Annotated in this window: 21 protein-coding genes, 1 tRNA gene and 1 pseudogene; 15 read left to right on the top strand and 8 right to left on the bottom strand. The window is 72.0% G+C overall.

Annotated features, from left to right (window positions below; translation table 11 throughout):
* Window positions 1-232 precede the first annotated feature (232 nt).
* Window positions 233-778, top strand: coding sequence for a flavin reductase family protein (locus tag ACZ66S_RS37390; protein ID WP_469906160.1), 546 nt, complete (start codon window positions 233-235; stop codon window positions 776-778).
* Between the two features lie 42 nt (window positions 779-820).
* Window positions 821-1,291, top strand: a complete 471-nt coding sequence (locus ACZ66S_RS37395) for a GNAT family N-acetyltransferase (protein WP_469906039.1) — start codon at window positions 821-823, stop codon at window positions 1,289-1,291.
* On the opposite strand, the gene ACZ66S_RS37400 is transcribed toward ACZ66S_RS37395, so the two are convergent.
* Together ACZ66S_RS37400 and arfB are read right to left on the bottom strand one after the other, a co-directional pair.
* Window positions 1,288-2,130 (bottom strand): sigma-70 family RNA polymerase sigma factor, encoded by an 843-nt coding sequence (locus ACZ66S_RS37400; protein WP_469906040.1) that lies wholly within the window; start codon window positions 2,128-2,130, stop codon window positions 1,288-1,290. The genes ACZ66S_RS37395 and ACZ66S_RS37400 overlap by 4 nt on opposite strands.
* Window positions 2,131-2,265: 135 nt before the next feature.
* The gene (gene arfB / locus ACZ66S_RS37405; protein WP_469906041.1) at window positions 2,266-2,703 is read right to left on the bottom strand and encodes an alternative ribosome rescue aminoacyl-tRNA hydrolase ArfB; all 438 of its coding nucleotides are present in this window, start codon (window positions 2,701-2,703) and stop codon (window positions 2,266-2,268) included.
* A gap of 169 nt (window positions 2,704-2,872) precedes the next feature.
* On the opposite strand from arfB, the gene ACZ66S_RS37410 reads away from it, so the two are divergent.
* Genes ACZ66S_RS37410 through ACZ66S_RS37420 form a run of 3 tightly spaced genes read left to right on the top strand, consistent with a single transcriptional unit; the run spans window position 2,873 to window position 4,653 of the window.
* The gene (locus ACZ66S_RS37410) at window positions 2,873-3,448 is read left to right on the top strand and encodes a TerD family protein (RefSeq protein WP_037709701.1); all 576 of its coding nucleotides are present in this window, start codon (window positions 2,873-2,875) and stop codon (window positions 3,446-3,448) included.
* A 58-nt stretch (window positions 3,449-3,506) separates the two neighbouring features.
* Window positions 3,507-4,181, top strand: a complete 675-nt coding sequence (locus ACZ66S_RS37415) for a GNAT family N-acetyltransferase (RefSeq protein ID WP_469906042.1) — start codon at window positions 3,507-3,509, stop codon at window positions 4,179-4,181.
* 4 nt (window positions 4,182-4,185) lie between these two features.
* Entirely contained in the window at window positions 4,186-4,653 is a 468-nt protein-coding gene (locus tag ACZ66S_RS37420; protein WP_469906043.1) for a hypothetical protein, read from the top strand.
* 41 nt (window positions 4,654-4,694) lie between these two features.
* Here ACZ66S_RS37420 and ACZ66S_RS37425 read toward each other — a convergent pair whose 3' ends face one another.
* Window positions 4,695-6,110 carry a M1 family metallopeptidase gene (locus ACZ66S_RS37425; protein ID WP_469906044.1) on the bottom strand — a complete coding sequence of 472 codons (1,416 nt, stop codon included), beginning with the start codon at window positions 6,108-6,110 and terminating at the stop codon, window positions 4,695-4,697.
* 40 nt (window positions 6,111-6,150) lie between these two features.
* Here ACZ66S_RS37425 and ACZ66S_RS37430 point away from each other — a divergent pair, with 40 nt between their 5' ends.
* On the top strand, window positions 6,151-6,651 hold the full coding sequence (locus ACZ66S_RS37430) for a hypothetical protein (protein WP_469906045.1): 501 nt from the start codon (window positions 6,151-6,153) through the stop codon (window positions 6,649-6,651).
* A gap of 60 nt (window positions 6,652-6,711) precedes the next feature.
* Here ACZ66S_RS37430 and ACZ66S_RS37435 read toward each other — a convergent pair whose 3' ends face one another.
* The gene (locus ACZ66S_RS37435) at window positions 6,712-7,398 is read right to left on the bottom strand and encodes a pentapeptide repeat-containing protein (RefSeq protein ID WP_469906046.1); all 687 of its coding nucleotides are present in this window, start codon (window positions 7,396-7,398) and stop codon (window positions 6,712-6,714) included.
* 165 nt (window positions 7,399-7,563) lie between these two features.
* On the opposite strand from ACZ66S_RS37435, the gene ACZ66S_RS37440 reads away from it, so the two are divergent.
* The 3 genes from ACZ66S_RS37440 (at window position 7,564) to ACZ66S_RS37450 (ending at window position 11,292) form a co-directional block, all read left to right on the top strand.
* Complete coding sequence (locus ACZ66S_RS37440) at window positions 7,564-8,724, top strand: NAD(P)-binding protein (protein WP_469906047.1); 1,161 nt, start codon at window positions 7,564-7,566, stop codon at window positions 8,722-8,724.
* Window positions 8,725-8,785: 61 nt separating this feature from the next.
* Window positions 8,786-9,766, top strand: a complete 981-nt coding sequence (locus ACZ66S_RS37445; protein ID WP_469906048.1) for a zinc-binding dehydrogenase — start codon at window positions 8,786-8,788, stop codon at window positions 9,764-9,766.
* 44 nt (window positions 9,767-9,810) lie between these two features.
* A complete protein-coding gene (locus ACZ66S_RS37450; RefSeq protein ID WP_469906049.1) occupies window positions 9,811-11,292 on the top strand; it encodes an MFS transporter in 1,482 nt (493 codons plus the stop codon).
* A 98-nt stretch (window positions 11,293-11,390) separates the two neighbouring features.
* Here ACZ66S_RS37450 and ACZ66S_RS37455 read toward each other — a convergent pair whose 3' ends face one another.
* Window positions 11,391-12,788, bottom strand: a complete 1,398-nt coding sequence (locus ACZ66S_RS37455; RefSeq protein WP_469906050.1) for an NAD(P)/FAD-dependent oxidoreductase — start codon at window positions 12,786-12,788, stop codon at window positions 11,391-11,393.
* A gap of 11 nt (window positions 12,789-12,799) precedes the next feature.
* The gene (locus ACZ66S_RS37460; protein ID WP_469906051.1) at window positions 12,800-13,453 is read right to left on the bottom strand and encodes a rhomboid-like protein; all 654 of its coding nucleotides are present in this window, start codon (window positions 13,451-13,453) and stop codon (window positions 12,800-12,802) included.
* Here ACZ66S_RS37460 and ACZ66S_RS37465 point away from each other — a divergent pair.
* A pseudogene (locus ACZ66S_RS37465) lies at window positions 13,452-14,380 on the top strand (aminoglycoside phosphotransferase family protein). The gene ACZ66S_RS37460 and the pseudogene ACZ66S_RS37465 sit on opposite strands and share 2 nt — an antisense overlap.
* Window positions 14,377-14,853: a GNAT family N-acetyltransferase gene (locus tag ACZ66S_RS37470; protein WP_469906052.1), complete on the top strand. Its 477-nt coding sequence runs from the start codon at window positions 14,377-14,379 to the stop codon at window positions 14,851-14,853. Before ACZ66S_RS37465 ends, ACZ66S_RS37470 begins: the two are co-directional and overlap by 4 nt.
* 25 nt (window positions 14,854-14,878) lie before the next feature.
* Here ACZ66S_RS37470 and ACZ66S_RS37475 read toward each other — a convergent pair whose 3' ends face one another.
* On the bottom strand, window positions 14,879-15,865 hold the full coding sequence (locus tag ACZ66S_RS37475; protein ID WP_469906161.1) for an endonuclease/exonuclease/phosphatase family protein: 987 nt from the start codon (window positions 15,863-15,865) through the stop codon (window positions 14,879-14,881).
* A gap of 261 nt (window positions 15,866-16,126) precedes the next feature.
* Here ACZ66S_RS37475 and ACZ66S_RS37480 point away from each other — a divergent pair, with 261 nt between their 5' ends.
* Together ACZ66S_RS37480 and ACZ66S_RS37485 are read left to right on the top strand one after the other, a co-directional pair.
* A complete protein-coding gene (locus tag ACZ66S_RS37480; protein ID WP_469906053.1) occupies window positions 16,127-16,822 on the top strand; it encodes a response regulator transcription factor in 696 nt (231 codons plus the stop codon).
* On the top strand, window positions 16,815-17,927 hold the full coding sequence (locus tag ACZ66S_RS37485; protein ID WP_469906054.1) for a sensor histidine kinase: 1,113 nt from the start codon (window positions 16,815-16,817) through the stop codon (window positions 17,925-17,927). Before ACZ66S_RS37480 ends, ACZ66S_RS37485 begins: the two co-directional genes overlap by 8 nt.
* Before the next feature lie 20 nt (window positions 17,928-17,947).
* On the opposite strand, the gene ACZ66S_RS37490 is transcribed toward ACZ66S_RS37485, so the two are convergent.
* A tRNA-Thr gene (locus ACZ66S_RS37490) sits at window positions 17,948-18,021 on the bottom strand.
* 216 nt (window positions 18,022-18,237) lie between these two features.
* Between ACZ66S_RS37490 and ACZ66S_RS37495 the strand changes: the two genes are divergently transcribed.
* Window positions 18,238-19,374, top strand: coding sequence for an ABC transporter ATP-binding protein (locus ACZ66S_RS37495; protein WP_020140121.1), 1,137 nt, complete (start codon window positions 18,238-18,240; stop codon window positions 19,372-19,374).
* A 217-nt stretch (window positions 19,375-19,591) separates the two neighbouring features.
* Window positions 19,592-20,050: a hypothetical protein gene (locus ACZ66S_RS37500; RefSeq protein ID WP_469906055.1), complete on the top strand. Its 459-nt coding sequence runs from the start codon at window positions 19,592-19,594 to the stop codon at window positions 20,048-20,050.
* The last annotated feature ends 50 nt before the right edge of the window (window positions 20,051-20,100 follow it).

Raw genomic sequence — 20,100 nt, forward strand, 5'->3', positions numbered from 1 at the left:
AACAATTGGCACCTCTTGTGACTCAAGTCACAGCAAAAGATGAGCAATTGAGCGGGGTTTCTGTGTTTTTCCTGTGCGTTTACCGCCTGCAAATTTCGGACGATTATGCAGGTTCCGGCAGGCCGCCCGTCGTGAGACCTAGGTCCGGTCTCGGGCGAAGGCCCGATGCGGCGGGCCCGGCGCCGGGACTAGCGTTTCCGGCGTGTCGAACACCGCCTCCCCCACCGTCCCGATGATCCCTCCGCCCGCTTCCGGGCATGCTGTGGGGGTGAGCAACGACGAGTTCCGCGCCGCCATGTCCCGGCTGGCCGCGGGCGTGGTCCTGGTGACCGCGTTCGAACCCCCGCTCGACGCCGAGGGGCCCGGGGGCGAGGACGTCGGCATGACGGCCACGGCGTTCCTGTCGGTCTCCCTCGACCCGCCTCTGGTGCTGGTCAGCCTGCGTACCGGGTCCCGGATGGACGACCTGCTCGACGAGCAGCCGCTGTGGGCGGTGTCCGTCCTGTCCGAGAGCCAGCGGCACATCGCCGGCCGCTTCGCCATGAAGGGCCGCATCAGCGACCGCCTGCTGTTCGAGGACATCCCGTACGTCCGCGGCTCCGCGACCGGCGCCGCTCTGGTGGGCGGCGCCCTTGCCACCCTGGAGTGCCGCACCGAGCAGCGCGTCGAGGCGGGCGACCACACCCTGGTGATCGGCCGCGTCCTGACGGCCGGCGTGCCGAGCGCGGACGGCGGCCCGCTGACGTATTTCCGCGGCCGGTACCGGCAGTTGGGCTGAATTCCGTGGCGGTGCGCCGCGGGCTCGCCCTAAGGTCCCCGGATGACATTCGCACCCCGCCTCGAAGAGGTCACACCCGGGAATTTCGAAACGGCGACCGGCATACGCGTCCGTCCGGAGCAGGAATTCGCGGTCTCCCCCGTGGTGCAGTCCCTCGCCGAGGCCTACGTGCATCCCCCGGGTGTGGCCTGGCCCCGGCTCATCGTCGACGGTGACCGCACGGTCGGCTTCCTGATGGCCTTCCTCGACATCGACTGGCGCGCCGACGGCGGCACCGTGCGCCGCTCCGGCCTGTGGCGGCTGAACATCGCGGCCGACGCGCAGGGCCGCGGCTACGGCCGTTTCGCCGTCGAGTCCGTCGCCGCGGAGCTGCGCCGCCGGGGCACGAAGGAGTTGTACGTCACCTGGCACGAGGGTCCGGACGGCCCGGCCGAGTTCTATCTGAAGCTCGGCTTCCGCCGGACCGGCGAGCTGAGCGAGGGAGAGACCGTGGGCGTCCTGGACCTCGCCTAGAGGAGGGTGACGTCCGAGCGTGCCGCCGTCGCCGGGTCCGTGGTGATCTCGATCACGGCGATCCGGTCGTGTACGAACGTGAACGCGAGGGTCCGCTCCACCCGGCCGTCCCGCAGCAGCGCGATGCCGGTGCGGCCCTCGACCAGAGCCGGCCGGACGACACCGGTGATGTGCCGCGCGTATCCGCTCGCCCCCTTGGCCACCGCGAGGGCGCCCGTCGTCACCCCGGCCTCGGTGCGCACCACGACATCCGGGTCGAGGACCTCCAGCAGCCCCTCGAAGTCCCCCTCGCGCGCGGCGGCCAGGAAGGCGTCGACGAGTTCGCGCCGACGCGTCGGATCGGTCTCGGTCGCCTCGGCGCCCCGCACCCGGCGCCGGGCCCTGCTGGCGAGCTGGCGGGCGGCCGCCGGGGACTTGCCGATGACGCCGCCGATCTCGTCGTACGGGACCGCGAAGAGGTCGTGGAGGACGAAGGCGAGCCGTTCGGCGGGGGTGAGGGTGTCGAGGACGACGAGCAGGGCGCCGCCGACCGAGTCGGCCAGGAGGACGTCCTGCTCGGGGTCGGGGACGGTGACCGGGACCGGTACCTCGGGTTCCAGGGGCTGTTCGGCGCGGGACCTGCGGGCGCGGAGCATGTCGAGGCAGACCCGCCCGACGACCGTGGTCAGCCAGCCCCCGAGGTTGTCGACGTGGGTGGTGTCCGAGCGGCTCGTCCGCAGCCACGCCTCCTGCACGGCGTCCTCCGCCTCGCCGGCCGACCCGAGCATCCGCCGTGCCACGGCCAGCAGCCGCCCACGGTGCGCCTCGAACCGCTCGGCCAGGAACTCGTCGTCGCGCATGGGGGTCACCGCTCTCGTCGCCGTCACCTGTCGATGAGTTGACGGATGAGACGAGGAGAACGTGACGCGCCCCTGCAGGGGCGCGGGGAACTGCGCGACCAGTTACAACGGACCGGCACCCGAACGACGACCCGCCTACCCCCAGTCCCGCCCGGACCGCCCCCGCTTCGTGTCCGACCGCGCCTTCTTCTCCCGGAGCCGGCGCTCATTGATCCCACGGGGAATCCGAGTGGGCCGCCGCGGCTTCGGCGGCGGCGCCGTCGCCTCGGCCAGCAGCGCCGCCAGGCGTACGGCGGCGGTCTCACGGTTGCGCCACTGCGAGCGGTGCTCGGAGGAGCGGACGGTGACGACCCCGTCGACGAGCCGTCCGGCCAGCTTGGCCAGCGCCCGCTGCTTCCACACGTCGGGCAGGGACTCGGTGCGGGCCAGGTCGAACCGCAGCTCCACCTGGGAGTCACTGGTGTTGACGTGCTGGCCACCGGGGCCGGAGGAGCGCGAGAAACGCCACATGAGCTCGGCCTCGGGCAGGGAGACGGAGCCGCGGATGACGTGGGGACCGGACATGGGGTCCATGTTCCCGCCTCTGACCAGTCCACGTCACCCCAATAATCCCCCTCCGCCGCCCGCTTCCGCTTGGGTAAAGAAAGTAAAGAAGCGGGGAACCTTCGACACCACTCGCGGCGTTCATAGAGGTAGCTGTAGCTTCGTGCCCGTTACATAACGAGGGAAGGGACTCCCAACAATGGCTGTAAGCCTGTCCAAGGGTGGCAACGTCTCGCTCACCAAGGAGGCTCCGGGCCTGACCGCCGTCACCGTGGGCCTCGGCTGGGACGTCCGCACGACCACCGGCACGGACTTCGACCTCGACGCCTCCGCGATCGCGGTCAACACGCAGGGCAAGGTCTACTCCGACGCCCACTTCGTCTTCTTCAACAACAAGCAGACCCCGGACAGCACCATCGTCCACACCGGTGACAACCGCACCGGCGAGGGCGCGGGCGACGACGAGGCGATCAACGTCAACCTGGCCGGTCTCCCGGCCGACATCGACAAGATCGTCTTCCCGGTGTCGATCTACGACGCGGAGAACCGCTCGCAGAACTTCGGCCAGGTCCGCAACGCCTACATCCGCATCGTCAACCAGGCCGGCGGTGCCGAGATCGCCCGCTACGACCTCTCCGAGGACGCGGCCACGGAGACGGCGATGGTCTTCGGCGAGCTGTACCGCAACGGCGCGGAGTGGAAGTTCCGCGCGGTCGGCCAGGGTTACGCCTCCGGCCTGGTCGGCATCGCCCAGGACTTCGGCGTGAACGTCTGACGTTCCCCCCGCTGAGCTGCACGTGAGCCCCTGGCCTTGCCGGCCGGGGGCTCATGTCGTGGGTCAGCAATATCCGCGACCACCCCCTGACCGGGGCAAGGACTTCGTCCACGGCGAGGACGTCACCATCGGCGACCGGGCCATCTCGACAGAGGGCCTGCCGCGTTACAAGGACGAGCCGTCACGGCCGTCAACTACTCTGCCCGGCATGCTCCTCACCCCCCTCGACCTCACCCCCGACCACGACATCCCGGGTCCTCTGCTGACCGAACTCACCGCCCTCTACGCCGCCAACCACGAGTTCTTCGCGCTCAGCGGTGACTTCCCGGACCCGGACGACATCCGCCCGGAGCAGGTGGCGGCGGCGCTGGCCGAGGAGCTCGCGCATCCGGACGCCGAGGTGCTGCTGGCCCGCAGCCGGGGCCTGCTGGTCGGCATCGCGATCACCCTCGCCCACCACCCCGACCCGGCCGACCCGGATCCGTGGATCGGGCTGCTGATGATCGACGCGGGCGTGCACCGGCAGGGCCACGGACAGCGGCTGGCGCGACTCGTCGAGGACCGCTTCCGCGAAGCGGGCCGCACCGCCGTCCGCCTCGCCGTCCTCGACGGCAACGACCGCGCCCTCTCCTTCTGGACCACCCTCGGCTACCAGGTGATCGCCCACCGCCCGAACCGCCGACTGGACCGCCCCTGCTCGGTGCTGCGCAAGGCGCTGCCCGAGAGGGCCTGACCGCGTGGAGTGGACGGCCCTGGCCGGGACGGCGCTCGGCGCGTTCGTCGGTGTCGGATCGACCCTGCTCGCCGACCGGGTGCGCTGGCTGCGCGACCGGACCGAACGGACCCGGCAGGAGCGCAAGGAGATCTACGTGGCCTGTCTGACGAAGTACCGGCAGGCCTACGAGGACATGTACGCGGCGGCGCTCCGGCCCCCGGACGGGGTTCCCTTGGACGCCGCCGTCCGGGGCGCGTTCCGGGCGTCGGGCTGCGACGAGATACGCGAGTCCGCGCTGATCTGCGCCCCGCAGGAGATGTCGGACGTGATCGAGGCCGTCTACGCCACCCTGCGGGAGCTCCAGGACGTTCTTGCCGCCGGCGATCCGCCGCTCGACACACCGGCGTTCCAGGAGCACCGCCTCAGGCACGGCAAGGCGGTCTGGGCGGCGCGGGCGGCGATGCGGAGGGATCTCGGCGACCGGGCCTGACCGCTTCCCCCGACCGTCCCGATGCCTACCGTCCCGAGGTCTCAGGCCCGGGCCGGTTTGCCCTCGCCGTACAGCCAGTCCTTCCAGATCGGGCCGAAGGTCTTGTCGGGGGCGAGGTCCTCGACGTACGAGGTGAAGTCCTCGGTGTCCGCGGTGCCGTGGCGGTGGGTGGTGGCCCAGTCGCGCAGGAGGGCCAGGAAGGCGGTGTCCCCGAGCTGTTGGCGGATCTTGTGGAGGACCATCGCGCCGCGCTGGTAGACGGGGCTGTCGGAGAGGTGCGCGGCGTCGGACGGCTTGCCGGGCGGGAAGGACCAGAGGTCGTCGTACTCGTCCTCGCCGTGCGCGTACAGCGCGTCGAAGGTCTCCTGGGCGCTGTCGCCGCCGTGGTCCTCCGCCCACAGCCACTCGGCGTAGGTCGCGAAGCCCTCGTTGAGCCACATGTCCCGCCAGGTCCTCGGGGTGACGGAGTCGCCGTACCACTGGTGGGCGAGTTCGTGGACGAGGGTCTCGGTGTCCGGAGCGCCGGGGAAGAAGGGGCGGTTCTGGGTCTCCAGGGCGTACTCGGCGTCCCCCGCGCGGTCGACGATCGCGCCGGTGGAGGAGAACGGGTACGGGCCGAAGGTGTCCTGCGCCCACGAGAGCACGGCGGGGATCCGCGCCAGCACCTTGCGGCTCGCGGCCGCTTCCGCCGGGTCGACCGCGACGTACACGGGCAGGCCGTCGGCGAGGGTGGAGCGCTGGACGTCGTAGTCGCCGATCGCGAGGGTGGCCAGGTAGCTCGCCATGGGCTCGGCGGTGTGCCAGTGCGACGTCGTACGGCCCCCGCGGGTGCCGCTTGCCGTCAACTCGCCGTTGGAGACGGCCTGGAGGCCCTCGGGCACGGTGACCGTGAGGTCGTAGGACGCCTTGTCGGAGGGGTGGTGGTTGCCCGGGAACCAGGCCATCGAGCCGACCGGTTCGCCGAGGGCCACCGCGCCGTCCTCGGTGGGCAGCCAGCCCTCCGCGGAGCCGTCCGGGTCGGTGATCGTCCCGGGGGTGCCGGAGTAGCGGACGGTCACCCGGAAGACGCGGCCCTCGTCGAGGTCGTCGTGCGGGCGTACGGTCAGCTCCTGGCCGGTGCGGTTCCAGCGGGCCGTCTCGCCGCCGACGGTGACCTTCTCGACGTCCAGACCGTCGAGGTCCAGGTGGAATGCGGTCAGGTCCTGGGTGGCGCGGGCGGTCAGGGTCGCGGTGCCGGAGAGCCTGGACGTGTCCGGGTCGTAGGCGAGGTCGAGGTCGTAATGGCTGACGTCGTAACCGCCGTTGCCCGCCTTCGGGAAGTACGGGTCGCGCAGGCCGGAGCCGCCGGGGGTGCCGTGCACTCCGCCGTCGCACGCGGTCAGGGCGAGGGCGCCCGCGAGGAGCAGGGCCGTGGGGACGCGCGGGGCGACGGGGACGAGCGGCGCGGATCGGGGCACGCCGGTGATCCTATGAGGCGCGCGTGACACCATCGCCTACGTGCTCGACATCGGCTACGCCCTCTCCAACCGCTTCCCGGACCCCCCGCAGACCGACTACCGCCGCGCGGACGTCCACACCCTGCGGCACGACCTGTTCTGCGGGGACGTGTATCTCGCGGACACCCGGGAGGACCGGGAGCTGTCCACGGCCTGGGGATGGGTGCCGGTGCTCGACTTCGCGTGGGCGCTGTGCGACATCGTGGAACGCCTCGACCGCGATCCCGCGGGCTCCCGCGCCTCCCGCCCCCAGCACGCCGAACTCGACTTCACCGAGTCCACCGACCGCATGCTCTTCGAGCGCCGCTTCGGCTGGGTGGACATCGAGGCCGACTGGATGCCGGTCGAGGAGCCCCCGCTCACCTTCTCCCACGCGGACCTGCGCCGCGAGGCCCGCGACTTCCTGCACGACCTGATCGCCGACCTGGTCGACCTGCACGAGGACCTGGACGAGAACCCGGCGATCTGGACCCTCCAGGCACGCTTCCCGAGAGTGAAGTGACCGGTGCGGTGAGCCGGTGGTGACAGCGCGGTGAGGTGGCCGTCGTCCGGTCTCCTGCGGTCACCCCTCCACCCTGATCCCCACCTCCGCCGCCAGCACCGGGGCCAGGTCCAGCAGTTGTGACGGGCTGATCACCGCCCCCGCCAGGCGGTCCACGCCCCGGGCGATCTCCAGGGACGCGGCGCCGCGCAGGTCCACGTCCTTGAGGGTCGCCGCCGTGAGGTCGGCGCCCTTGAGGGCGCAGTCGACGAACTCCACGCGCTCCAGGCGGGCCCCGCCGAAGTCCGGTTCCACCAGGACGCAGCTCTCGAAGACGACGTCCTTCAGGACCGCCGTGCGCAGGTTCAGGTAGTCGATCTTGCCGCCCCGGATCACCACCCGCTCCAGGGCCGCACCGTGCAACTGCACGCCGCCCAGACGCGCGTCGATCACCTCGACGTCCCGCAGGGTCGACTCCGCGAGGTCGGTGCCCACGCCCCGCAGGCCGGTGAGGACCGAGTCGAGGAAGCGGGCGTGGTGGAGCCGCGCCTCGTCCAGCGCGCAGCTTCTCAGCGCGCAGTCCATGAAGCGGGCCCCCGCCCCGTCCTGCCCCGCGAAGTCCGCCTCCACGAACTCCAGGCCGTCGTAGTCCCCGTCCGGCTCCAGCCCCCCGCCCCCGTACGGCTCCAGCGGCGGCAGCCGCACCTCGGGCCGCCGCGCCCCCTTCACCCGCGAACCGCCCGCCCCGCCCGTCGCTCTCCGCACCATGCCCCCATCCTGCACGCCACCACTGACAATCCCCCTGACCTGGGCCGACGGGCCGCATGTCACATTCCGGCGCCCTCGACGAGTCATACCGGCGAGGACAAGACACGACGAGGAAACGACGAAGACGCGACGACGACGCGACCGAGCAGAGGGAGATCCACAGCCATGCACCGCATCACCGTCATCGGCGGCGGCCTCGCCGGGCTGACCGCGGCGATCACCGCCGCCGAGGCGGGCGCCAAGGTCACCGTGCACGAGGCCCATCACACGCTCGGCGGCCGGGCCAGGACCGCCGAGGGGCCGTACCGCACGAACGACGGCCCGCACGCCCTGTACAACGCCGGTCCGCACTGGTCCTGGCTCCGGCAGCGCGACCTCATCGGCCCGCTCGCCCCGCTGCCGCCCCTGGAGGCGGCCCGGCTGCGGCTGCGGCACAAGGGCGTCCTCCGCCGCACCCCGCCCTTCGCGATGCTGAAGCTGCTGCGCCGCAGTGCCCAACAGGCGCCGGTCGACGTGGACTTCATGTCGTGGGCCACCGGTCAGGCCGGCGAGGAGGGGGCCCGGGCCGCCGCCCACTACTCCGCCGTCGCCCTCTTCCACCACGACCCGGGCGCCCTGTCCGCCGCGTTCGTGCAGGAACGGCTCCGGCGCGCCACCAAGCTGCCGCCCGAGGCGCACTACCCGCGCGGCGGCTGGGCCACCGTCGTGGACCGGATGGCAGCCCGCGCCTGGAACCTGGGCGTCCGGATGGAGACGCTGTCCCGTGTCGACACCCTGCCCACCGACACCCCCGTGGTCGTCGCCACCTCCCTCGACGCGGCCCGCCGGCTCCTCCGCGACGACTCGCTGACCTGGCCGAGCGGCCGTACGGCCCTCCTCGACCTCGCGCTGCGCACCCGGCGCGGCGACGCCTTCGCCGTCTCCGACCTCGACTCCCCCGGCTGGCTCGAACGGTTCACCGCGCAGGACCGCACCCTGGCCCCCGCGGGCGAACAGCTCCTGCAGGGGCAGATCCCGATCGCCCCGCACGAGACCAGGGCCGACGGGATCGCGCGCGCGGAGGAACTGCTCGACCTCGCCTTCGACGGCTGGCGCGAGCGGGTCACCTGGCGGCGCGAGTCCGTCGCGAGCGGCCGTACCGGAGCCGTCGACCTGCCCGGCACGAGCTGGCGCGACCGGCCCGCCGTCGACCGCGGCGACGGCGTCTATCTCGCGGGCGACCAGGTCGCGGCGCCCGGAGTGCTCTCGGAGGTCTCCTTCACCAGCGCGCTCACCGCCGTGTCCCTGGCGCTGGGCCGGAACACCCTTGACCTCAAGCATGCTTGAGGTCGGAGGGTGGGCGCACACCCGCACCACGGGCGCACACCTACACAGGAGGGTTCCTCCCATGCACGCCGTCCGCCTGCACGCCTTCGGTCCCGCCGAGAACCTGACCTACGAGCGCACCGAGGACCCGGTACCGGGCCCCGGCCAGGTCCGTATCGCCGTACGAGCGGCGGGAGTCCACCTGCTGGACACGGCCCTGCGCGAGGGCCACCAGGGCCCGGCACCCCGGCCGACCGCGCTTCCCACGATCCCCGGCCGCGAGGTCGCCGGCACGGTCGAGTCCCTCGGCGAGGGTGTCGCCGGACTGTGGCTCGGCAGGCGCGTGGTCGCCCACCTCGGCTTCGCCCCCGGAGGCTACGCCGAACTCGCCGTCACCGATGTCGACCGCGTCCACGAGATCCCCGGGAACCTCGACTTCGCCCAGGCCGTCGCCATGATCGGGACGGGCCGTACGGCCATGGGGATCGTCCGGTTCGCCGAGTTCGGCCCGGACTCGGTGGTCGTGGTGCCGGCGGCCGCCGGCGGCATCGGCACCCTGCTCGTGCAGTACGCGAAGAACGCCGGGGCGACCGTCGTCGGCCTCGCGGGCGGACCGGAGAAGACGGCACGGGTGCGGGCCAACGGCGCCGACCTCGCCGTCGACTACACGGACTCCGCCTGGCCCGGGAAGGTCCGCGCCTTCCTCGGCGGCCGTCCCGCCACCGTCGTCCTCGACGGGGTGGGCGGGGAGATCGCCCGCGAGAGCGTCGGGCTGTTGGGCGAGAACGGCCGGCACATCGTCTTCGGCTGGTCCGGCGAGGGCATCCACGACGGCCGCCCCTACCTCGTCGAAGGCGTCTCCGAGCAGGTCCTCGGACCCGTCATGGCCCGCAGGGCCGGCGGCCCGAACCCCCTGCGCACCCTCGAACTGCGTGCCCTGGCCGAAGCCGCCGCGGGCCGTCTCACCCCTGCCGTACAACGCTTCCCGCTCGCCGAGGCGGCCGCCGCCCACCGGGCGCTGGAGTCCCGCCGCACAACCGGAAAGGTGGTCCTGGAGCCATGACACGCCCAGATGCGACCCGTACCGATGCATGGTCTTCTGACCCCATGAGTGTCACCCGGACAGGTGAAGATCCACGCCGCTGGTGGGGCCTGGTGGTCATCGCCCTGGCGCAGCTCATGGTCGTTCTCGACGCGACCATCGTGAACATCGCGCTGCCCTCCGCCCAGCGCGACCTGGGGATGTCCGACGGCAACCGGCAGTGGGTGATCACCGCCTACACGCTCGCCTTCGGCGGTCTGCTCCTGCTCGGCGGCCGCATCGCCGACCTGGTGGGCCGCAAACGCACCTTCGTGATCGGCCTGGTCGGCTTCGCCGCCGCCTCCGCACTCGGCGGCGCCGCCACCGGCTCCGGCATGCTCTTCGCCGCCCGCGCCCTCCAGGGCGTCTTCGCGGCCGTCCTCGCCCCTTCCGCGCTGTCCCTGCTGACCACGACCTTCACCGACCCCAAGGAGCGCGGAAAGGCCTTCGGGATCTACGGCGCCCTCGCGGGCTCCGGCTCGGCGATCGGGTTCATCGTGGGCGGACTGCTCACCGAGTACCTGAACTGGCGCTGGTGCCTCTACGTCAACGTGCCCATCGCCGTGCTCGCCGTCTTCGGCGCCCTCGCCCTCCTCCACGACCGCCCCGGCCACGCGGGCGCCCGTCTCGACGTGCCCGGCGTGCTGCTGGGCTGCGGCGGCCTGGTCGCGATCGTCTACGGCTTCAGCGAGGCGCAGCCGCGGGGCTGGAGCGACCCCCTGGTGCTGGGCCTGCTCGCCGGGGGCGTCGTCCTCCTGGCGGTCTTCGTGTGGTGGCAGTCCCGGGCCCCGATGCCGCTCCTGCCCCTGCACATCGTCAAGGACCGCAACCGCGCGGGCTGCTTCCTGACCATGGGGCTCGCCGTCATCGGGATGTTCGGCCTCTTCCTGTTCATGACCTACTACCTCCAGGTCGTGCTGGCCTACTCCCCCGTGCGCACCGGGCTCGCCTTCCTCCCGATGACCGCCGCGATCATCGTCGGCTCCACCCAGATCTCGGCCCGGCTGATGAACCGCGTCGCGCCGCGCGCGCTCATGGTCCCCGGCATGGTCCTCGCCGCGGGCGGCATGCTGATCCTCACGCAGATGACGGTGCACAGCTCCTACACCACCGAGATCCTGCCCGCCCTGCTCCTGATGGGCCTCGGCATGGGCCTCACCTTCATGCCGGTGTTCTCCACCGCCACCGCGGGCGTCGCCCCGCAGGACTCCGGGGTGACCTCGGCGACCGTCAACACCTCGCAGCAGGTGGGCGGTTCGATCGGTACGGCCCTGCTCAACACCATCGCCACCACCAGCAGCACCGCCTACGTCACCGCCCGTCTCACCGACCCGTCGCAGAAGGCGCGGATCGTCCGGGAGGGCGTGGTGCACGGCTACACGGTGGCCATCTGGTGGGCCGTCGGCATCATGCTCCTGGCCGGTCTGGTGGCGGGCCTGATGGTGACGGCGAAGCCGCCGCGGCACGGGGTCCCCGCCCCGGCACCGGTGCCGGAATCGGTGGCGTGAGGGCGACTCGCCGGTGTGCGGGCCGAGTCGTCGGCGTCGACGCCGACCCGCCGAGGTGAACGCGCGAGGGGCGGTCCGCGGGCCGCCCCTCCGTCCGCTCACTGCCGCCCGGCGATCCGGTCCGCCCACCGCGCCAGCCGGGACGACTCGGCGCTGTGGCCGCCGTGCTCGCGCCGGTCCGCGCTGCGGTAGGTGGCGTACATGCCCTGCACGCCGAGCCAGCGCAGCGGTTCCGGCTCCCACTTGCGCACCTTGTGGCCGACCCACGGCAGTTCCGTCAGCTCGGTCCGGCCGCCCTGGCCGGAGTCCTGCTGGACCAGGTCCCGCAGGGTGCGGGCGGCCAGGTTGGCGGTGGCGACGCCCGAGCCGACGTAACCGCCCGCCCAGCCGACGCCCGTGGAGCGGTCCAGGGTGACCGTCGCGCACCAGTCGCGGGGCACGCCCAGCACCCCCGACCAGGCGTGCTCGACACGCGTCCCGGCCAGCATCGGGAAGAAGGCGACGAGGATCTCGCGCAGGGCCTCGACCGTCCCGGCCTGCGTCCGGCCGTCGTTGTCGGTGCGCGAGCCGAACCGGTACGGCACCCCGCGCCCGCCGAGCGCGATCCGCCCGTCGGCGGTGCGCTGCGCGTACATGTACGTGTGCGCCATGTCCCCCAGCGTCTGACGCCCCTCCCAGCCGATCGCCGCCCACTGCTCGTCGGTCAGCGGCTCGGTGGCGATCATCGAGGAGTTCATCGGCAGCCAGGTCCGCTTCTGGCCCTTCAGCGCGGCGGTGAAGCCCTCGGTGCAGCGCAGCACATAGGGCGCGCGGACGGTGCCGTACGGCGTGACCGCGTGCTTGGGCCGGATCTCCGTCACCGGGGTCTGCTCGTGGATCGTGACGCCCAGCGCCTCGACGGCCGCCGCGAGCCCCTTCACCAGCTTCACCGGATGCACCCGGGCCCCGTGCGGCGTCCAGGACGACCCGACGGCGTCGGCGACCCGGATCCGCTCGGCGGTCTCCCGGGCGCCGTACAGCTCACGGTCCTTCTCGCCGTACGACAGCTCGTGCTCGTGGAAGGCCCGCAGCCGCGCCAACTGCGCGGGCGTACGGGCGACTTCGAGGACGCCGCCCTTGTGGAGACCGGCGTCGAAACCCTCCTCGCCGACCGCCCGGACGACCTCGTCGACGGTGTCGTTCATGGCCTTCTGCAGGCGTACGGCGGCCTCGTGGCCGTGCAGCCTCGCGTACCGGTCGCGGCCCGCGATGCCGTTGTAGAGCCAGCCGCCGTTGCGCCCGGAGGCGCCGTAGCCGCAGAACTTCTGCTCCAGGACGGTGATCCGCAGGAAGGGCACGGCCTTCTTCAGGTAGTACGCCGTCCACAGTCCGGTGTACCCGCCGCCGACGATCACGACGTCCGCCGACGCGTCACCGCCGAGCGGCTCCCGCGCCTCGGGGTAGCCGTCGTCCGCGTACCAGAAGGAGATGCCGCCGTTCACGGTCCTGCTGCTCATGGCCTGGGACGTTAGCCCGCCGGCACACCCGCTGTCTCCTTCGGATTCCGTGCTTTTTCCCGCCCGGCGACCAGCGGAAAGCACCCGAAACCGATCAGCGCCGCGGTGAAGTGCCCGAGATCGGTGAAGGTCCGCCCGGTCACCAGCGGCACCGCGTACACGACGAGGACCGCGAAGCCGTAGACGTACCGCCAGGGCTCCGGAATCCGGTACACGAGCACGGCGACCACCCCGGCCAGCGCGTAACTCACCCCGATGTCCAGCGTGTTGACCGCGGAGGCGGGCGCCATCCCGTGCCGGATCCCCCACAGCAGCGCGCCCTCGCTGATCAGCGAGGCCAGGACATGCGCCGCCGCGCACACCGCCAGCCAGCGCGCGGTGCCCAGCCGGCGCTCGGCCGGCGCGTGGAAGAGGGAGTAGAGGACGACGTACGGCAGCCAGTGCCCGCTGTCGATCCACATCGCGCTGGAGACGAGCACCCGCACCGGATTGCTCGACAGCTCGTGGATGTTGGTCGAGCGCTGCCGCAGGAACTGCTCCTCGAACTCCGGCGACATGTGGTGCAGCGCCACCGTCGTCACGAAGAGGACCGCCAGCCACACATAGGTGCCGGGGGCGCTGCGGACGTACGCCCACACCCTGTGGACACCCCGGTTGATTCGCATGAGTCGATTCACGCACGCCGGTAGGGTCCGACACGTGATCGACATCCCGGAGGAACTGGCCGCGGCCCAGGCGCTCCACAACGGCGACCGGGGCCGGGAGTTCATCGCGGGCCTGCCGGCTCTGGTCGAGGTCTTCCTGGAGCGCTGGGACCTGCGACCGGACGGCTCCCCCCTGCACGGCGTCACCGCCCTGGTCCTGCCCGTCCGCCGCCGCGCCGACCGCACCCCGGCCGCCCTCAAGCTCCAGCTCCTCGACGAGGAGAGCGCGGACGAGCCGGTCGCCCTGCGCCGGTGGGACGGCGACGGGGCGGTCCGCCTCCTCGACCACGACCCGGTCACCCACACCATGCTCCTGGAACGCCTCGACTCCGCCCGCATGCTGTCCACGCTGCCCGGGACGCGGTCCTCGTCATCGCCGGTCTGCTGGCCCGTCTGACCGCGGGGCCCGCCCCGGCCGGGATGCGCCGGCTCGGCGACATCGCGCGCGCCATGCTGGACGAGACGCCCGCGGCCCTGGAACGCGTCCCCGACCCCTGGGCCCGCCGTACCGTCGCCGACTGCGCGGCCGCCGTCCGCGAGGTCGTCGACGAGCCCGGCGACCGGCTGCTGCACTGGGACCTGCACGACGAGAACGTCCTCGCCGCGGACCGCGCCCCCTGGCTCGCCATCGACCCCAAACCCCTCGCCGGGGACCCCGGCTTCGAACTCTGGCCCGCCCTGGACAACCGCTTCGACCCCGACGAGATCACCTGGCGCTTCGACGCCATGACCGACGTCCTCGGCCTGGACCGCGCCCGCGCGCGTGCCTGGACCATGGGCCGCCTCCTCCAGAACGCCCTGTGGGACATCGAGGACGGCCGCCCCCTCGAACCCCGCCAACTCGACATCGCCCACCGCCTGCGCACCCACCGGAGCCGACAGCCGTGATCCGTCCCGCCACCCCCGCCGACGTGCCCGCCCTCCACGCCCTGATCCGCGAACTCGCCGACTACGAAAGGGCCCTGGCGGAGGCCAAGGCGACCGAGGACCAACTCCACGAAGCCCTCTTCGGCCCCCGGCCCGCCGCCTACGCCCACGTGGCCACCGACGCCGCCGACACGGTCGTCGGCTACGCGATCTGGTTCCTCAACTTCTCCACCTGGCGCGGCGTCCACGGCATCTACCTGGAGGACCTCTACGTCCGCCCCACGGCCCGCGGCGCCGGCCACGGCAAGGCCCTGCTCACCGAGCTCGCCCGCATCTGCGTCGAGCGCGGCTACCAGCGCCTCGAATGGTCCGTCCTGAACTGGAACACCCCCGCGATCGACTTCTACGAATCCCTCGGCGCCCACCCCCAGAGCGACTGGACGGTGTACCGCCTCACCGACGAGTCCCTGAAAAAGGCCTCCGGCACGAGGTGACCAGGCGGCACCCAAAACCCCGGTCTCACCAACTGATCGCGGCCGCCACCGGGCGGTGGTCGCTGCCGGTGGGCGGCAGGACCCAGGAGCTCCGGGGCTGGACGCCGCGGACCAGGATCTGGTCGATCCGGGCCACCGGGAAGGTGGCCGGCCAGGTGAAGCCGAAGCCCTTGCCGGCCGTGTCCTGGGCCGAGCGCAGGCGGGAGGTGAGGTCGGCGAGGGCGCGGTCGTCCGTGGTGCCGTTCAGGTCGCCGAGCAGCACCACCCGGCCGTTCGGCTCGGCGGCGACGGCCCGGGCCAGCGCCTTCGCGTTGCGGTCCCGGCCGCTGGTCCAGAAGCCGGTCCCGGGCAGCACGCGCACGGACCCCAGGTGGGCCACGTACACCGCGAGCGGGCCCCGGCCCGTCGCCACCGTGGCGCGCAGCGCGCGGTTGGAGGGCAGCCGGTCGGCGGCGGACCTGGTCTCGGTCAGCGGCCCGTAGTCCGTCTCGATGTCGACCGGCCGGACGTCCGACAGCGGCAGCCTGCTCCACAGCCCGACCGTGCCCAGCACCGCGTGGTACCGGTACGTCCTCGCCAGGCTCCGCTCGTACACCGGCCCGGCCTGCGCGCTGATCTCCTCCAGGGCCAGCACGTCCGCCCCCGACGCGGCCAGGTCGCGGGCGGTACCGGCCGGGTCGGGGTTGTCGGCGCCGACGTTGTGGCCGGCCACGACGAGGTCGCCGCCCGCGTGGGAGCGGTCGCCGAGCAGCCCGCCGAACAGGTTCAGCCACACCGTGACCGGCAGCAGCAGCGCGACCACCGCGGAGGCGGAGCGGCGACACACCGCCCCGGCCAGCAGCACCGGCACGAGCAGGCCGAACCACGGCAGGAAGGTCTCCACCAGGCTGCCGAGACCGCCACGGTCCGTGATCCACCCGTGCAGCAGCAGGAGCAGGCCGAGCAGCAGCGCGCACCCCGCGAGCAGCGGACCGCGCTTCCAGGGGCCCGGCCCGGAACAGGCGCGGATCATCCGACGGAGGCGGAGCTGCCAGGTCACAGTGGTGGCGGTCCCGCCCGGCGCGGGCTCCGCCGTGTCCGCCCGCGCCCCCGCCTGTCCTTGCGCACTGCCGGTCACGGTGTCGCTCACTGCTGCGTCCTCGGGTCCGTGGGGGCGCCGGCCCACCCGCGCCGGCCTTCGTGTCGTACCGCCAGTCAAGGCGGCCCCCGGTTTCCGGCCCGTATGCGGATTTCGATACGCCGGCGATATGCGCCCGCTCGTAGCATCGACGGCATGCGTGTGCTGATCGTCGAGGACGAGCTCTACATGGCGGAAGCCATCCGCGACGGTCTCCGCCTGGAAGCGATCGCGGCCGACATCGCGGGCGACGGCGACACCGCGCTGGAGCTGCTGAGCGTCAACACCTACGACATCGCCGTCCTCGACCGGGACATCCCCGGCCCCTCCGGTGACGAGATCGCCAAGCTCATCATCGCCTCCGGCAGCGGCATGCCGATCCTCATGCTCACCGCCGCCGACCGCCTCGACGACAAGGCCTCCGGCTTCGAACTCGGCGCCGACGACTACCTCACCAAGCCCTTCGAGCTCCAGGAACTCGCGCTCCGGCTGCGCGCGCTGGACCGCCGGCGCGCCCACCACCGCCCTCCCGTGCGGGAGATCGCGGGTCTGCGCCTGGACCCGTTCCGCCGGGAGGTCTACCGGGACGATCGCTACGTCGCCCTGACCAGGAAGCAGTTCGCCGTGCTCGAGGTCCTCGTCGGCGCCGAGGGCGGGGTCGTCAGCGCCGAGGAACTCCTGGAACGCGCCTGGGACGAGAACGCCGACCCGTTCACCAACGCCGTCCGCATCACCGTCTCCGCCCTGCGCAAGCGACTGGGCGAACCCTGGGTCATCGCCACCGTGCCGGGCGTCGGCTACCGCATCGACGCCCAGCCGGGGGCCGGCCCCGAGGGAGACGACCGTGGATAGGCCGCCCGGTCTGAGCGTCCGCCTCAAACTCACCCTCAGCTACGCCGGGTTCCTCCTGCTCGCGGGCGTCCTGCTGATCGTCGCCGTGGGCTTCTTCCTGCTGCGGCAGGGAGAACCGGCGTTCAACTCGGCGGGCGCGGTGCAGGCGACTCCGGCCACCATGTTCCTGAAGGCCTTCGCCCCCACCGCGGTCGCGGCGATGACGTTCCTGCTGGTGTTCGGCCTCCTCGGCGGATGGATCCTCGCCGGCCGCATGCTCGCCCCCCTGAACCGCATCACGGAGGCCACCCGCCTCGCCACGACCGGATCCCTCTCGCACCGGATCCGGCTGCCGGGCCCCCGCGACGAGTTCCGCGAGCTCGCCGACACCTTCGACACCATGCTCGCGCGACTGGAGGCGCACGTCGCCGAACAGCGCAGGTTCGCCGCCAACGCCTCCCACGAGCTGCGCACCCCGCTCGCGATCTCGAAGTCGCTCCTGGACGTGGCCCGCACCGACCCGGACCACGACACCGCCGAACTCATCGACCGCCTGCACACCGTCAACACCCGGGCGATCGACCTCACCGAGGCCCTGCTCCTGGTCAGCCGCGCCGAGCAGCGGTCCTTCACCCGGGAGCGCGTCGACCTGTCCCTGCTGGCGGAAGAGGCCACCGAGACGCTCCTGCCCCTCGCGGAGAAGCACGGCGTCACCCTCGAGACCCGCGGCGACATCACCCCGGCGACCGGATCACCGGCGCTGCTGCTCCAGCTCACCACGAACCTCGAGCACAACGCGATCGTCCACAACCTGCCCGACGGGGGCACCGTGCGGGTCACGACCGGCGTGCGCCCGAGGACGGTGGTCCTCACGGTCGAGAACACCGGCGAGCGGCTCGCCGAGGAACTGGTCCCGACCCTCACCGAACCGTTCCAGCGCGGCACCGAGCGCATCCACACCGACCACGCGGGCGTCGGCCTCGGCCTGGCCATCGTCAAGACCATCACCCACGCCCACGACGGCACGCTCACCCTGACCCCGGGCGCCGCGGGCGGCCTGCGCATCGACGTGGAACTGCCGGCGGCCGAACCGTCCGCACACGACGGAGGCCCAGGTCAGAAGTGATCCGACCCGGGCCTCGACGGAGCCCCCTGTCGGATTCGAACCGACGACCTACGCATTACAAGTGCGTTGCTCTGGCCATCTGAGCTAAGGAGGCGTGTCCCGCTGCCGCGGACGTGCGCCCGAGCAGTGTACCCAGGTCGCCGAGGGGGCCTGTCGAAAATTTCCGCGAAGTTCACAGTCCGCCAGGTACTGACATACGGGTGAACGCCAGGTACCGTCCTGAGCCAGTCCACCTGCGTGGACTGGACCACCACCTTCCTACAACGGATCGTCCGGCACGTTCCTGCCGGTAGAAGGGGGCCTCTGAGCCATGGCCACTGTTTCGTTCGACAAGGCGACCCGCATTTACCCGGGTTCCACGAAGCCCGCCGTCGACGGTCTCGACATCCACATCGAGGACGGCGAGTTCCTCGTCCTGGTCGGCCCGTCCGGCTGTGGCAAGTCCACCTCGCTCCGCATGCTGGCGGGGCTCGAGGACGTCAACGGCGGCGCCATCCGCATCGGTGACCGCGACGTCACGCACCTGCCGCCGAAGGACCGGGACATCGCCATGGTGTTCCAGAACTACGCGCTCTACCCGCACATGACCGTCGCCGACAACATGGGCTTCGCGCTCAAGATCGCCGGCGTCAACAAGGCGGAGATCCGGCAGAAGGTCGAGGAGGCCGCGAAGATCCTCGACCTCACCGAGTACCTGGACCGCAAGCCGAAGGCCCTCTCCGGCGGTCAGCGCCAGCGTGTCGCGATGGGCCGCGCCATCGTGCGTGAGCCCCAGGTCTTCCTCATGGACGAGCCGCTGTCCAACCTGGACGCCAAGCTCCGTGTGTCGACCCGTACGCAGATCGCCTCGCTCCAGCGCCGTCTCGGCATCACCACCGTCTACGTCACCCACGACCAGGTCGAGGCCATGACGATGGGCGACCGCGTGGCCGTACTCAAGGACGGTCTGCTCCAGCAGGTCGACTCCCCGCGCAACATGTACGACCGCCCGGCGAACCTCTTCGTCGCCGGCTTCATCGGCTCCCCGGCGATGAACCTCGTCGAGGTCCCGATCACCGACGGCGGCGTGAAGTTCGGCAACAGCGTGGTGCCCGTCAACCGCGAGGCCCTCAAGGCCGCCTCCGACAAGGGTGACACCACCGTCACCGTCGGTGTCCGCCCCGAGCACTTCGACGTCGTCGAGCACAACGGCGCCGCCGCCTCCGCCCTCAGCAAGGACACCGAGGACGCCCCGGCCGGTCTCGCGGTCTCCGTGAACGTGGTCGAGGAGCTCGGCGCCGACGGCTACGTCTACGGCTCCGCCAAGGTCGACGGCGAGCTGAAGGACCTGGTCGTCCGCGTCAGCGGCCGCGCGGTCCCGGAGAAGGGCGCCACGCTGCATGTCGTGCCGCGTCCGGGCGAGACCCACGTGTTCTCGACCTCCACGGGCGAGCGCCTCTCCGACTGAGGACGAACAGCAGCAATTCACCCAGGTTGACGAGAAGGGCCCCGCAGAGCCTCTGCGGGGCCCTTTCCGTGCTCGAAGGGTGTCGACGAATACCCCGGCACACCGGCACATTTCGAGCAGTGTGCGTCAACGCCCTACCCAAAAAACGGCACCGTCTCATCCCCCGAACCGGTGACTAAATGTCGCCAAATCATTACCGCACGCTACCCTCACACGCGTGAAGCACTCCACTTACCAACAGACGCGACGCGGCCGGGGCCCCGCCCGCCGTATCGGCCGCTCCCTCGCCCTTGTCCTGCCGGTCGTCCTGGTGCTCTCCGGGACCCTCGCGGTCACCCGAGTCAACTGGTCGGGGGATCCCTCGAGCTCCTCGGTGCTCACCGCCTCGGACGCGACGGTCTCGGACAGCAAGCCGCGCAGCGTGCGCCTCGCCCCGCAGGACGCCCTGCGCGACCAGCTCCTGACCGAGCTCCAGGAGAAGGACCCCGGGATCGCCCTCACGCACCTTCAGGAGGCCGTGAACGAGCGCCCGTCGCTCGCCGAGCACTGCGCCTCCATCGCGAAGGCCCTGGGCCGCGCCGCGGTCCGGGTGTACGGCCCCACGCGTGCGCAGTCGTACGCCCGCCCCGTCTGCGACACCTCCTTCGCGACGGGTGTGGCGGCGGCACACGGCTGACCCCCGCGAGAGGGGATGCCGACCGGGGTCGGGGCAGGGGCGCGCCGTAC

It is taken from the genome of Streptomyces sp. NPDC107471 (assembly GCF_055582845.1).